Raw genomic sequence first — 12,482 nt, 5'->3', positions numbered from 1 at the left:
TTTCACCCGCGGCCCAGTTCGACGATCTCGTCGAGACTCTCCTGCAGGCACATCATGAACCGCGCCGGCTCGGTGACGGCGGCGGTGTCGAGATTGACGCCGATGCAGCACGTGCCGACGTGGGAGACGAGGGTGGCCATCACCGCGCAACCGGGGGCCGGGCCGAACGGGAACATCCGCTCGATCCGGGCGCCCGCCAGGTACACGGGCACGGGGACGCCGGCGACGTTGCTGGCCTGCAGATCGAGACCCGTCGACTGCGAGAGGTACCAGTTCGCCAGCACCACCGTCGGAAGCCGGACCAGGAGCGGGGCGGCCGAATCCAGCAGTCCGAGTGCGGGTTCCTGGCGCAGCCCCAGGATGATCGCGCGCACCTTCTTGATTCGCGCGACCGGGTCGCGCTCACCGACCGGTCCGGCGAATCGGGCCGCCGCGAATCGGTTGCCGCCCGTCGGATCCGACGCCGAACGCATGCTCACCGGCATGCCCACCGGAATCGTCTCGAGGTCGTGGCCGAACGATTCGTGGTAGCGGCGGAAGCCGCCCAGCAGGGCCGCCACGTACGCGTCGTTCAGTGACCCTCCCGCGACGTGAGCGGCGGAACGCAGTTCGTCGACACTCACCTCCAGCACCCCGAACCAGCGTCCGAGCCCGCGGTCGCGCAGCAGGTCCGAACCCGTGGTCGGGGGAGGGGTCACCACCCTGCGGATCGAGTTCGCGTAACCGGCGACCTCCGTGACACTGCCCACCGGGTCGCCGACGACGGTCATCGCCGTCCGCACCGCGCCCCGGATCAGGCCGCCGAGTCGGCCGGGGGCGCTGCGCACGTTGTCGAGCGCCTGCTCGAACAGGGCGCCGCCGCCCGACATCTGCTCCGGCAACGGCGCGGGCCGATCCGGTTTGTCCGGCGACGGTTCGGGGCGCCTGCTGTGCAGCAGCGTCATCAACTGGATGCCGCCGAGTCCGTCGGTGATGCTGTGGTGCGTCTTCACCACGTAGACGGCGCGGCCGTCGTCGAGTCCCTCGATGAGCATGGCGCTCCACGGCGGCCGGGCGCGGTCGAACGGCTCGGTCGCCATGTGCCTGCACATCCGCAGCGCGTGGTCGAACGTCGCAGGCTCCGGCAGCCGCACCCGCGACAGGTGATAGTCGAGGTCGAACTCCGGGTCGACCGACCACATCGGATTGCCCAGCCGCAACGTCGGCTCCACCACCCGCATCCGGATGCGCGGCACCATGTGCGACGCCCACTCGTGGGCGCGCACCAGGCGGTCCCAGTCCGGCGGTTTGTCGAGGACGTCGACCGCGACGATCGGTGAGCGCAGCTTCGGCTGCACCTCCTCCATCCGCCACATCCCGGTCTCGAAGTCGGACATCGTACGGTCCGCTCCCCAGGCGACGTCGGAGAAATCCACGTCGACGGCACTCGGCGGTATCAGAGGTTCGCCGTCGGCCATGCCCACCCTCATTCGGTTGCTCGAGTTGCCCTCAGCTGCTGCTTTTCCAGTGTGGACCCGCCCCGCAGATCGCGCCCCTGGTTCCGGCGGATTGCGCACCGGACTTTCTGTCTAAGGTGAGGACGTGCCGACTCTCCACCACGCGACGCTCGACAGGATCGACCCGGCCACGCTCTACCGGATCATGGTCCTGCGGACCGACGTGTTCGTCTTCGAGCAGGGCATCGTGTCGGAACCCGAACTCGACGGACGCGACCTCGAACCGACCACCACCCAGTTCTGGGCGGAGGAGGACGGCGAGGTTCTCGCGACTCTGCGGGTGCTGGCCGACGAACCGACACTGCACCTCGGACGCGTCGCCACCGCAGCCCACGCCCGCGGTCGGGGACTCGCGGGGCAGCTGCTCGAAGCCGTGTTCGAGGCGTTCCCGGGACCCGTCGAGATCTCCGCTCAGGCCTACCTCGAAAACTGGTACGGCCGTTACGGTTTTCGCAGAACCGGCGCGAACTACCTCGAGGTCGGCATCGACCACCTGCCGATGAGGCGCTCCGCGCCCGTGCGTGGCTGACGAGTCTCCGGACTCCTTCGCCGCTCACGGAGTTGTCGTAGGCTGCCGTCATGGCGAAGAGCTTCGAATACTCCGAACAGATCGCGTACCCCGTCGCGCGCGTGCACGCGACCGTGACGGATCGGGCGTTCTGGCAGCACCGGTTCGAAGAGGCGCCGGAGAAACTCACCCTCGACGACAGCCGCGGCCCCGGCACGCTGACGGCGACGATGCGCGACACCATCGGCGCGTCCTCCCTCCCCGGGCTGGTCCGCAAGGTCGTCTCGGGTGAACTGAAGGTCGAGCGTGCCGACGAATGGGGCACCCTCGACGGCGACCACGCCGACGGCCGGATCAGTGGCAGCTCCACCGGGATCCCGGTGAAGATCGAGTGCACGTCGGTGCTCCGTGCGTCGGGCGACGTCACCGTCCTGGATGTCGCCGGATCGGTGCAGGTCAAGATTCCGCTCGTCGGCGGACAGATCGAGTCCCTCGTCAGGAAACTGGTCGGCGACATGGTCGGCCAGGACCGCGACGCGATCGAGAAGTGGCTGGGCGACAGCTGACGTTCACGCCCCGGACACCGGGCGGTCGAGTTCGACGTCCAGCGTGCGGGCACCCGGCCCCGCCGTGCCCAGCCGGTCGTGGGAGTTGACGATCGCGCAACTCCCGAGCGACAGGCACCCGCAGCCGATGCAGCCGGTCAGGTTGTCGCGGAGCCGGATCAACTGCTCGATCCGCTGATCCAGATCGGCGTGCCACCGCGTCGACAGTTTCTCCCAGTCCTTACGGTTCGGTGTGCGGCCCTCGGGAAGGGTCCCGAGGGCGTCCCGGATCTCGGCCAGCGGAATCCCGACCCGCTGAGCGATGCGGATGAACGCGACCCGCCGCAGCGTGTCCCTGCGATAGCGACGCTGATTGCCGGACGTCCGCCTGCTGGTGATCAGCCCCTCGCGCTCGTAGAAGTGCAACGCCGACACCGCCACGCCACTGCGCTCCGACAGCTGTCCCGGCGTCAGTTCCTTGGCTCTCCACTCGGGCATCTCCACGACAGGCAACCTTTCACGCGGTTACCTGAACAATACTCGAGGTCAGTTGCGGCGGAGATGTCCGTGGAGGTGGTGTGTGAGCGGAGTCAGGTCGTGCGCCATCCACAGGTCGTACGTGAGGTCGCCGCCACGCACCGACAACTGTCGCCGGATGCTGTGCACCGGTTTCGCGTCCGGGGACGCGCTCAGCGCCACCATCGACAACTCGATGGTCCCCTCCCGGATCTGACCACGGTGGATCTCGGTGAACCCGGTCGGCTGGGCCACGAGCAGTTCCGCCTCGTCCTCGGCGACGAGCCGCAGAAACCCGGACTCCGAGTGCAACGGCCGCCCGCTGCCCGACTCCCGCGTCCGAGACCGGTACGCCAGGAACGGTTTACCGGTGGGGGCGAATTCGATCTCCTCGGTGTACGCGAACTCGTCGATCGTCGGGTACGCGCCCTCACCCTCGCCGCGCCACAGACCGGCGAACGGCGCCAGGGCTGACGGCACCGACGGAAAGGGGGGCGTGTCCGCAGACGAACTCGCCGCCGCATCCGAGTGCGCCGGCGAGAGAGTCGAGTTCTCGTCCATGAGATACCTCCGCCGTTTCACGGTACTCGCCTGCGGCGCCGAGGGACACGGTCGGCAGCGGAGCGTTTGAGCGTGCCTGCCGGGCCCGCCGGCATTACCGTCTAGACATGAACGCGTCCGGTTCTGCACCGCTGGGAGCCAACTCCGAAGTCGGGCAGCTGCGTGCCGTCCTCCTGCACCGGCCCGGGGACGAACTGAAGCGGCTCACGCCCCGCAACAACGACCAACTGCTCTTCGACGGACTGCCCTGGGTCGACCGCGCGCAGGAAGAGCACGACGCGTTCGCGGACCTCCTGCGCAGCCGCGGCGTCGAGGTCCTGCTGCTGTCCGACCTGCTCACCGAGACACTCGGCGCCAGCGGCGCCGCCCGCATACAGGGCATCGGCGCGGCCGTTGACCCACGCAAACTCGGGCACACCCTGGCGCAGGAACTGGCCGCACATCTCCGCGGTGTCCCGGCCCCCGAACTCTCCACCATCCTCACCGCGGGCATGACCTTCGACGAATTGCCCGTCGCCGCCAACACGGCGTCGCTGGTCCGTCGCATGCACCACGGCGGCGACTTCGTCATCGACCCGCTGCCCAACCTGCTGTTCACCCGGGACTCGTCGTTCTGGATCGGACCCCGCGTCGCGATCACGTCCCTCGCCCTGCCCGCCCGGGTCCGCGAAACGTCCCTCACCGACATCATCTATGCCCACCACCCGCGTTTCCGCGGCGCCCGGCGCGCCTACGAATCCCACACGGCCCCCGTCGAAGGCGGCGACGTCCTGCTCCTCGCACCGGGAGTCGTCGCCGTCGGGGTGGGGGAGCGCACCACGCCGGCCGGTGCCGAGGCGTTGGCGCGCAGCGTCTTCGAAGACGAACTGGCGCACACCGTGCTGGTGGTGCCCATCGCGCAGGCCAGAGCGTCGATGCACCTCGACACCGTGTGCACGATGGTCGACCACGACGCCGTCGTGATGTACCCGGTCATCCAGGACACGCTGTCGGCGTTCACCATTCACCGTGAGGACAAGGGCGTGTCGATCCGCGGAGCCGATCCGTTCCTGACCGCCGCCGCCGAGGCGATGGGCATCGGCAAGCTGCGCGTCATCGACACCGGACTCGACAACGTCACCGCCGAACGCGAACAGTGGGACGACGGAAACAACACGCTCGCACTCGCACCCGGCGTCGTCGTCGCGTACGAACGGAACGTCGAGACCAACGCCCGGCTCGAGGCGTCGGGCATCGAGGTACTGCGGATCGCCGGTTCCGAACTCGGCTCGGGCCGCGGCGGCCCCCGATGCATGTCCTGTCCGGTGGCCCGCGACCCGCTGTAGGCGCGAAGCGCCTAGAGGACCTCGCGGACCTTCTCGGCCGGGCGGGCGAGGACGGTGCCCTTGTCCGTCACGACGATCGGTCGCTCGATGAGGATGGGGTTGTCCACCATCGCTTCGAGCAGTTCGTCCTCGGACGCCTCGGCGAGCCCCAGTTCCTTGAAGACGGTCTCCTTCTTACGGATCGCCTCGCTCGGCTTCAGACCGGCGTCGTCGAGAAGTTTGCGCAGCCCGTCCCGGGAGGGCGGCGTCTCGAGGTACTTCACGACGGTCGGTTCGATGCCCGCGTCCCGGATCAGCCCGAGGACGGTGCGGGACGTGTTGCATCGCTGGTTGTGGTAGATGGTCGCGGTGTTCGCCATACCCGACATTCTGCACCGGGGAACAAACGCGCCCGCAGGGAGCGCTGAACCAGGGGTAGTAACTCGTGAATAGTCGACGAAAGAGGAGATCGATCATGGCCGAGCACAGGGACGCGACTCCGCGGCGCATCGTCATTGCGGGTGGGCACGGGAAGATCGCCCGCCACCTCGTCAAAATTCTCACCGCGCGCGGTGATCGGGCGGTCGCGCTGATCCGCAACCCCGACCACGAACACGAGGTGGCGGCACTCGGCGCCGAACCGGTGGTGATCGATCTGGAGACGGCGAGCGCGGACGACGTGGCGAAGACCCTCGTCGGTGCGGACGCCGCGGTGTTCGCCGCGGGCGCAGGCCCGGGCAGTGGCATCGCACGCAAGGACACCGTCGATCGCGGGGCCGCGGTTCTCCTCGCGGACGCCGCCGAGAAGGCGGGAACGCGGCGATTCGTCCAGATCAGTTCGTTCGGGGCGGGGGAGCCGATCCCCGAGGGCACCGACGAGGTGTTCGCCGCCTACCTCGTCGCGAAGACGGCCGCCGAGGAAGACCTGCGCGCCCGCACCCACCTCGATTGGACGATCCTCCGTCCGGGCGGTCTGCTCGACGACGACCCGACGGGTCACGTCACGCTCACCGCGCCTCCCCTCGAACCCGGCACCGTGACCCGAGCCGACGTCGCCGCAGTGGTCGCGGCGCTCCTGGACCACCCGGTGACTGCCAAGAAGACGCTGATGCTGACGTCCGGCCCGACGCCGATCGAGGATGCCGTCGCCGCGGTGTAAGCATTGCGGCGCCGCAACCGCGCAACTACGGTCTGATACAACGCGTGGAACAACGGAGGTGGCGCCGGCCGTGGACATCGACATCGATCCGGATTCGTCGACCGCCCCGTTCGATCAGTTGCGATTGCAGATCATCGAGCAGGTGCGCAGTGGGCAGTTGATCGCGGGAACCAAGATTCCCACGGTCCGCGCACTCGCCGTCGAGGTGGGTCTGGCCCCGAACACGGTGGCGAAGGCGTACCGGGAACTCGGCGAGCAGGGTGTCATCGAAACCCGGGGCAAGCAGGGGACGTTCATCGCGAGCGGCGGTGACCCCATTCGCGCCGGGGCCGAGAAGGCCGCAACACGGTATGTGCAGGACCTGCGGAAGCTGGGGGTGTCCGACGAGGAGATCCTCGGCTTCGTGCAGTCCGCTCTCCGCGGCGCCGAATGAGGACGGCGCCGCATCCAGAAGGTGTGACCCCAGAAAGGTAGACGCTCGGTATGGCTTCCGCACTCTTCCGCGACCTCGCACTACTGATTGCCCGGATCGGACTCGGCGTCGTCTTCGTCGCGCACGGCTGGCAGAAGTTCTTCGACTACGGAGTGAAGGCCACACAGGCGTCGTTCGCCGACATGGGCGTCCCACTGCCCGACATTTCGGCTGTTGCGGCCGCCACTATCGAACTCGCGGGTGGATTTGCTCTCATCGTGGGAGTGGCCACGCCGATCGCCGGAATCCTGCTGTTCCTCGACATGCTCGGAGCGCTGATTCTGGTACACGCGGACAAGGGCGTCTTCGTCGCGAACGGCGGGTACGAACTCGTTGTCGCACTCGGCGTCGGGTCACTTCTTCTCGCCGTGATCGGTGCCGGACGCCTCAGCATCGACGGGCTTCTCGGAAGAGGCTCGGGATGGGGAAAAACCGCAGCGTAACGATGCCGTAGGCTGGGTCTCGATTCGGTGTGAAGCGGTGGGCTAGCTTGCTTTTACCATCGAAAATGACCAACGTAGTTGTTCATGGCAATGAATACTGATCTGCCTGATCAAGGTTCCGAGACCGCTGACGCGAGCGTCGGCGGAGGGCTCAAACGGGTCGGTGTTCGCACCGACCACGTGGTGTTCTCCGCCGCTGCCGCCGCGGTCTCGGCAATCGTCGTCTGGGGGCTCGTGGCCCCCGACAATCTCGACTCCACGACCGGTAAGGCGCTCGACTGGCTGGTCACCGACATGGGCTGGTTGTTCGTCCTGTCGGCGTCCGGGTTCGTCCTCTTCTCACTGTGGCTCGCGTTCAGCAAGTTCGGCCAGATTCCGCTCGGCAAGGACGGCGAGAAGCCCGAGTTCCGGACGGTCAGCTGGATCGCGATGATGTTCAGCGCCGGCATGGGCATCGGACTGATGTTCTTCGGTGTCGCCGAACCGCTCGCGCACTACGTGACGCCCCCTCCGGGTTCCAACGGGGGCATCGGAACTGCGATGGCCACCACCATGTTCCACTGGAGCCTGCACCCCTGGGCGATGTACGCGGTTGTCGGACTGTCGATCGCGTACGGCTCGTACCGCAAGGGTCGCAAGCAGCTGTTCAGCTCCGCATTCATCCCGCTGCTCGGCCGCCGCGCGGAGGGGCCGATCGGCAAGTTCATCGACGTCCTCGCGATCTTCGCGACACTGTTCGGCACCGCCGCTTCGCTGGGTCTCGGCGCACTGCAGATCGGTTCCGGCTTCCAGGTCGTCGGGTGGATGTCGGAGGTCAGCACATTCCTGTTGGTCGCCATCGTCGCCCTGCTGACCCTCGCGTTCGTGGCGTCCGCCGTGTCGGGTGTCGCCAAGGGCATCCAGTGGCTCTCCAACACCAACATGGTGCTCGCCGTCATCCTGGCCCTGTTCGTGTTCGTCGTCGGACCGACGGTCCTGATCCTCAACCTGCTGCCCACGACGATCGGCGCCTACGCCGCGCAGCTCGCGCAGATGTCCGCCCGCACCGGAGCGTCGTCCGATCCGGCGACCGGCGAATGGTTGTCCTCGTGGACCATCTTCTACTGGGCGTGGTGGATTTCCTGGACCCCGTTCGTCGGCATGTTCCTGGCCCGCATCAGCCGCGGCCGGACAATCCGCCAGTTCGTGGTCGGCGTGATCGTGGTCCCGAGTGCCGTGAGCCTCGTGTGGTTCGCGATCTTCGGTGGTGCCGGAATCAGCGAGCAGCGTGACGGAATCGACCTCGCCGGACAGGACACCCAGGAGGGGCAGCTGTTCGGCATGCTCAACCACCTGCCGCTCACCGGCATCACGACCGTCCTGGTGATGATCCTCGTGGGGATCTTCTTCGTCTCCGGCGCCGACGCCGCGTCGATGGTGATGGGCACCTTGTCGCAGCGCGGTTCGCTGGAGCCGCAGCGCTGGGTGGTCGTGTTCTGGGGTGTGCTCACCGGTGGCGTGGCCGCGCTCATCTTGTGGACCGGCGGCGACACCGCGCTCGACGGACTGCAGACGATGACGATCATCGCCGCGGCGCCGTTCGTCCTCGTGATGATCGGGTTGTGCTTTTCGCTCTACAAGGATCTGTCCCGTGACCAGATGATCGTCGACGGCCGGGAAATGCGGAGAGAGATGCGGAGAGTGGCGGCGAAACGTCGTCGCGACCGGATCTCGTCCCGCTAGAGAAACAGTCTGCGAGCCGCTCGGTGTCCCACGGGGACCCGGGCGGCTCGACTCATTCCGGTGTCAGCGCCAGCTGGGGAGCCACAGTTGGTGCTGCCACGTGTCCGGGGTGATCGGGACGGCCGTGAGGATCGGCCACAGCCAGATGAAGTTGGCGACCACGAGCCCCACATAGAGGCAGACGGCGAGCAGGCCCGTGGTGCGGCGTTCGAACGACGCCTTCGCGCTGCCCAGTATGTCGCCAAGGATCAGCGCGAGACCCATCACCATGAACGGCGCCAGCGCCACCGCGTAGAAGTAGTACATCTGGCGGTCCAGGGTGGTCAGCCACGGCAGGAACGCGGCGCCGTAGGCGGTGAGGACGGTGGCGTAACGCCAGTCCTTCCGCACCACGGTCTGCCACAGCGCCCACGCGAGCATCGGCAGTGCCAGCCACCACATGGCGGGCGTCCCGATGAGCATGACGGCTTTGACGCAACTCGACGCGCCGCAGCCGGTGACGTGATCACCCTCGGCGAAGTAGTACAGCATCGGGCGCAGACCCATCGGCCACGTCCACGGCTTCGACTCCCACGGGTGATGATTGCCCGCCGAATTGGTGAGGCCCTCGTGGAATTCCAGGACGTTGCCGCTGTAGTACCACAGTGAGCGGAGCGCGCCCGGCACGAACGACCAGGTGCCGCCCGTTCCGATCTCATTGCCCACCGCATGCCGGTCCACACCCGTCTCGCTGGCGAACCACGCCCAGTAGCTGGCGAGGTACACGAACAGCGGCACGACGACGAGCGCGTACAGCGCCGGGCCGACATCGCGGACGCCGGCACCGAACCACGGGCGCCGCACCCCGTAGGCGCGCCGGGCCGACACGTCGAACGCGACGCTGAGCAGTCCGAAGAACACGATGAAGTAGACGCCCGACCATTTGGTGCCGCACGCCAGACCCAGCGTGATCCCGGCGCCGAACCGCCACCAGCGCACACCGAGCCGCGGTCCCCAGTCGCTGTCGCCGATCCGGCCCTCGTCGTACGCGCGGGCCATCCGCTCGCGGACCTGGTCGCGGTCCACGATCAGGCAGCCGAGAGCGGCGACCGCGAACAGTGCCAGGAAGATGTCGAGCATGCCGAGCCGGGAGGACACGAACGTGACGCCGTCCGCGACCAGCAGGATCCCGGCGAGTCCGCCGATCAGAGTGGATCGGGTGAGCCGGCGGACGATGCGGATCACCAGCAGGACCATGATCGTGCCCGCCACCGCGGAGGCGAAACGCCAGCCCCAGCCGTTGTAGCCGAAGATCGCCTCGCCCACCGCGATCAGCTGTTTGCCGATCGGCGGATGCACCACCAGCCCGTAGCCGGGGTTGTCCTCGAGCCAGCCGCCGGTGAGCACCTGCCATCCCTGCGGCGCGTAATGCTTCTCGTCGAACACGGGAGTGCCCGCGTCGGTCGGGTAACCGAGCATCGTGAACCGGGTGATCGCCGCGATCGCCGTGACGAACAGGGTGACCACCCAGCCGCGGGCGCGGTCGACGGGACCGAAGTCGGGGGGCGGCACGAGCGGCGCCGGTCCGAGCATGGACGGCTGTCGTGCGGAGGGCGTCGGTCGCTCGTCCGTCAGCATCGTCACGCCGCAATCGTAGGCTGTGGGTCATGACTGGTCGCCTAGTGCTCGCCGCAACACCGATGGGGGACGTGGGTGACGCCTCGCCGAGGCTGCGTACGGCGCTCGGGACGGCCGACGTCGTCGCCGCCGAGGACACCCGCCGCACCAAAGCTCTCGCCTCCGCTCTCGACGTGACGATCACCGGCAAGGTCGTCAGCTTCTACGACCAGGTCGAGACGGCCCGGCTGCCCGCCCTCGTCGCCGACGTCGCGTCCGGCAAGACCGTTCTCCTCGTCACCGACGCCGGCATGCCCTCCGTCAGCGACCCCGGGTACCGGCTGGTGTCGGCGTGCGTGGCCGAGGATCTGGCGGTGACGTGCCTGCCCGGACCGTCGGCGGTGACGACGGCGCTAGCGCTGTCCGGACTGCCCGTCGAACGGTTCTGCTTCGACGGTTTCCCGCCCCGGAAGCAGGGGCAGCGCAAGACGTGGTTGCAGGCCCTGGTCGCCGAGCAACGCGCGTGCGTGTTCTTCGAGGCGCCGCATCGGCTCGCCGACTGTCTGGCGGACGCGGTCGAGGTGCTCGGGGGAACCCGTCGCGCCGCCGTCTGCCGGGAACTGACCAAGACGTACGAGGAGGTCCGCCGCGGCACTCTCGCCGAACTCGCCGAGTGGGCCGCCGAGGGTGTCCGCGGCGAGATCACGGTGGTGGTGGAGGGTGCCACCCTCGTCGCGTCCGACCCCGCCGACCTCGTCGACGAGGTGGAGCGACTCGTCGCGGACGGCACCCGGCTCAAGGATGCATGCGCGCTCGTCGCCACCACCGGCGTGTCGAAGCGGGAACTCTACGAAACGGTGCTGGCGGCCCGGAGGGACTAGACGGCCAGCGGGCCCTACCGCCGGAGGGCGCGCTCCCCGGGAGCCAGGGAGGCGTCGTCGGCGGCCGCCTGCCCGGCGTACCAGCCGTTGGCGTCGACGGCCCTGCCTCGTGCCTTCTTGGTCCGCGGAAACAGACGGTCGAACTCGGCGTCGACGGCCTCGGACTTGGTGGCCAGAATCGGGAGCAGAGCGTCGACGGGAATCGACGCCTCGTCGGCGGCCTCGGCCGTTGCCCGGCTGTCGGCGTCGCGCAACCGCTGCCCGATGCGGCTGGCGAAGCCCGCGAGGAAACCCTTCCGGAACGACGTGGTGCGTGAACCGCCGCGACTGTCGGCGTCCGCGAATTGCATTGCGCGCGTCGCCTGCACGAGCAGCGACGTGAACAGCATGTCGACCTGCTGGAGGTCGAGGGGGGTTCCGACCACGGTCGCGATGGCGAGAGAGCTGAACCACACGGTGCGCACCCGGTTGGAGTCACCGATCTCGGTGAGAAGGTGCACCTTCTCCTTGACGTACGGATTCTCCAGGTGGATGCGGCGACTGTGCACCGCCGTGTTGCCCACCCCGTTCTGGGTGTGGAGGAGGGCGGCGTTGATCGCGTAGCGCGTCATCAACTCCTGCGCCTTCGCGGTGAAGATCTCCGCCTCCTCAGCGAAGTCGGTGGCCTCGGCCTTCGCGAGCAGCCCGCGGATCCTGTTGAGCACCTTCGCGTCGGCCTCGGTCTCGCCCGGCACGGCCGCGGTGGGGTCGGCGACCCGCACGACGGGCCACGTCGACGGTGGGGGAGCGAGCACCGTCCAGCCGGGCAGATTCGTCCACGTCAGGGACAGGTCGGTGAGCTGATAGACGGAGTGGTACGGATCTTCGAACAGCAGCCCGGCGGCCAGGGCCCGAACGTCGGGACCGTCGACCGGAACCCGCCCGGCCAGGTGCGACGCACCCGGGTACTGCTCGCCGATGGTGCGGAGTTGCTCCACCCAATCCCGCGGCGCCCGGTGCGCGGCCCGCGTGCGCTCCGCCTCGTGCAGCACCAGGGCTGCCGCCAGCGCCGCGTCGGACGGCTCCTTCGATCTCCGCGCCAGATGCACGACGTCGGCGGGCTGCCACCCACGCTCGTACGCGGCCGACAACTCACCCATCAGGGTGTGGACTGCCGCGGCGGCCTGGGGGCTCACTTCGTCGTCGAACACGCGCGCTCCGTTCCCGAATCCACCGTGAGGAGATCGAATGTATGTTCTATTCGGCGTCATGGGGGAGAGTGTGCATGCGGGGTCCGACA

14 protein-coding genes are annotated in these 12,482 nt (G+C 68.3%); 8 read left to right on the top strand and 6 right to left on the bottom strand.

The genetic code is table 11. The features are described from left to right. Positions 1–2: 2 nt before the first annotated feature. A complete protein-coding gene (locus OYT95_RS08365) occupies positions 3–1,457 on the bottom strand; it encodes a wax ester/triacylglycerol synthase domain-containing protein (protein WP_037243786.1) in 1,455 nt (484 codons plus the stop codon). Between the two features lie 124 nt (positions 1,458–1,581). Here OYT95_RS08365 and OYT95_RS08360 point away from each other — a divergent pair, with 124 nt between their 5' ends. Then, the gene (locus OYT95_RS08360) at positions 1,582–2,025 is read left to right on the top strand and encodes a GNAT family N-acetyltransferase (protein ID WP_268791163.1); all 444 of its coding nucleotides are present in this window, start codon (positions 1,582–1,584) and stop codon (positions 2,023–2,025) included. Positions 2,026–2,075: 50 nt separating this feature from the next. Continuing rightward, a complete protein-coding gene (locus OYT95_RS08355) occupies positions 2,076–2,570 on the top strand; it encodes a DUF2505 domain-containing protein (RefSeq protein WP_128639412.1) in 495 nt (164 codons plus the stop codon). Between the two features lie 3 nt (positions 2,571–2,573). Here the strand turns inward: OYT95_RS08355 and soxR are convergent, their stop codons facing one another. Continuing rightward, complete coding sequence (gene soxR, locus OYT95_RS08350) at positions 2,574–3,053, bottom strand: redox-sensitive transcriptional activator SoxR (protein ID WP_112300822.1); 480 nt, start codon at positions 3,051–3,053, stop codon at positions 2,574–2,576. Positions 3,054–3,095: 42 nt separating this feature from the next. Then, the gene (locus OYT95_RS08345; RefSeq protein WP_128639410.1) at positions 3,096–3,626 is read right to left on the bottom strand and encodes an FABP family protein; all 531 of its coding nucleotides are present in this window, start codon (positions 3,624–3,626) and stop codon (positions 3,096–3,098) included. Between the two features lie 107 nt (positions 3,627–3,733). On the opposite strand from OYT95_RS08345, the gene arcA reads away from it, so the two are divergent. After that, positions 3,734–4,951: an arginine deiminase gene (arcA, locus tag OYT95_RS08340; RefSeq protein ID WP_128639408.1), complete on the top strand. Its 1,218-nt coding sequence runs from the start codon at positions 3,734–3,736 to the stop codon at positions 4,949–4,951. Positions 4,952–4,962: 11 nt separating this feature from the next. Here the strand turns inward: arcA and arsC are convergent, their stop codons facing one another. Further along, positions 4,963–5,319, bottom strand: a complete 357-nt coding sequence (gene arsC, locus OYT95_RS08335; RefSeq protein WP_037243798.1) for an arsenate reductase (glutaredoxin) — start codon at positions 5,317–5,319, stop codon at positions 4,963–4,965. Positions 5,320–5,405: 86 nt separating this feature from the next. Between arsC and OYT95_RS08330 the strand changes: the two genes are divergently transcribed. From OYT95_RS08330 to OYT95_RS08315, 4 genes are all read left to right on the top strand, one after another. Further along, positions 5,406–6,089, top strand: a complete 684-nt coding sequence (locus tag OYT95_RS08330) for an NAD(P)H-binding protein (protein ID WP_268791162.1) — start codon at positions 5,406–5,408, stop codon at positions 6,087–6,089. Between the two features lie 58 nt (positions 6,090–6,147). After that, positions 6,148–6,522 carry a GntR family transcriptional regulator gene (locus tag OYT95_RS08325; RefSeq protein ID WP_016883479.1) on the top strand — a complete coding sequence of 125 codons (375 nt, stop codon included), beginning with the start codon at positions 6,148–6,150 and terminating at the stop codon, positions 6,520–6,522. A gap of 50 nt (positions 6,523–6,572) precedes the next feature. Then, a complete protein-coding gene (locus OYT95_RS08320; protein WP_011597793.1) occupies positions 6,573–7,004 on the top strand; it encodes a DoxX family protein in 432 nt (143 codons plus the stop codon). A gap of 90 nt (positions 7,005–7,094) precedes the next feature. Beyond that, the gene (locus OYT95_RS08315; protein ID WP_370184603.1) at positions 7,095–8,726 is read left to right on the top strand and encodes a BCCT family transporter; all 1,632 of its coding nucleotides are present in this window, start codon (positions 7,095–7,097) and stop codon (positions 8,724–8,726) included. A gap of 63 nt (positions 8,727–8,789) precedes the next feature. On the opposite strand, the gene OYT95_RS08310 is transcribed toward OYT95_RS08315, so the two are convergent. Then, positions 8,790–10,298 carry a dolichyl-phosphate-mannose--protein mannosyltransferase gene (locus OYT95_RS08310; RefSeq protein WP_268792219.1) on the bottom strand — a complete coding sequence of 503 codons (1,509 nt, stop codon included), beginning with the start codon at positions 10,296–10,298 and terminating at the stop codon, positions 8,790–8,792. 74 nt (positions 10,299–10,372) lie between these two features. Here OYT95_RS08310 and rsmI point away from each other — a divergent pair, with 74 nt between their 5' ends. Next, positions 10,373–11,203: a 16S rRNA (cytidine(1402)-2'-O)-methyltransferase gene (rsmI, locus tag OYT95_RS08305; protein WP_268791161.1), complete on the top strand. Its 831-nt coding sequence runs from the start codon at positions 10,373–10,375 to the stop codon at positions 11,201–11,203. 14 nt (positions 11,204–11,217) lie between these two features. Here the strand turns inward: rsmI and OYT95_RS08300 are convergent, their stop codons facing one another. Continuing rightward, positions 11,218–12,393: a DUF2786 domain-containing protein gene (locus tag OYT95_RS08300; protein ID WP_112300526.1), complete on the bottom strand. Its 1,176-nt coding sequence runs from the start codon at positions 12,391–12,393 to the stop codon at positions 11,218–11,220. Positions 12,394–12,482: the final 89 nt, after the last annotated feature.

The sequence above is a fragment of the Rhodococcus sp. JS3073 genome (assembly GCF_026810085.1).
Taxonomy (GTDB): Bacteria; Actinomycetota; Actinomycetes; order Mycobacteriales; family Mycobacteriaceae; genus Rhodococcus_F; species Rhodococcus_F wratislaviensis.
Note: the sequence above shows the minus strand (reverse complement) of the source record. Positions and strands in the feature narration are given on the sequence as shown.

What these genes read in the sequence shown, in the direction of transcription:
- OYT95_RS08365 (WP_037243786.1), bottom strand. Translation starts at nt 1,457, where the DNA reads ATGGCCGACGGCGAACCTCTGATACCGCCGAGTGCCGTCGACGTGGAT.
- OYT95_RS08355 (WP_128639412.1), top strand. Translation starts at nt 2,076, where the DNA reads ATGGCGAAGAGCTTCGAATACTCCGAACAGATCGCGTACCCCGTCGCG.
- OYT95_RS08345 (WP_128639410.1), bottom strand. Translation starts at nt 3,626, where the DNA reads ATGGACGAGAACTCGACTCTCTCGCCGGCGCACTCGGATGCGGCGGCG.
- arcA (WP_128639408.1), top strand. Translation starts at nt 3,734, where the DNA reads ATGAACGCGTCCGGTTCTGCACCGCTGGGAGCCAACTCCGAAGTCGGG.
- arsC (WP_037243798.1), bottom strand. Translation starts at nt 5,319, where the DNA reads ATGTCGGGTATGGCGAACACCGCGACCATCTACCACAACCAGCGATGC.
- OYT95_RS08330 (WP_268791162.1), top strand. Translation starts at nt 5,406, where the DNA reads ATGGCCGAGCACAGGGACGCGACTCCGCGGCGCATCGTCATTGCGGGT.
- OYT95_RS08320 (WP_011597793.1), top strand. Translation starts at nt 6,573, where the DNA reads ATGGCTTCCGCACTCTTCCGCGACCTCGCACTACTGATTGCCCGGATC.
- OYT95_RS08315 (WP_370184603.1), top strand. Translation starts at nt 7,095, where the DNA reads ATGAATACTGATCTGCCTGATCAAGGTTCCGAGACCGCTGACGCGAGC.
- OYT95_RS08310 (WP_268792219.1), bottom strand. Translation starts at nt 10,298, where the DNA reads ATGCTCGGACCGGCGCCGCTCGTGCCGCCCCCCGACTTCGGTCCCGTC.
- rsmI (WP_268791161.1), top strand. Translation starts at nt 10,373, where the DNA reads ATGACTGGTCGCCTAGTGCTCGCCGCAACACCGATGGGGGACGTGGGT.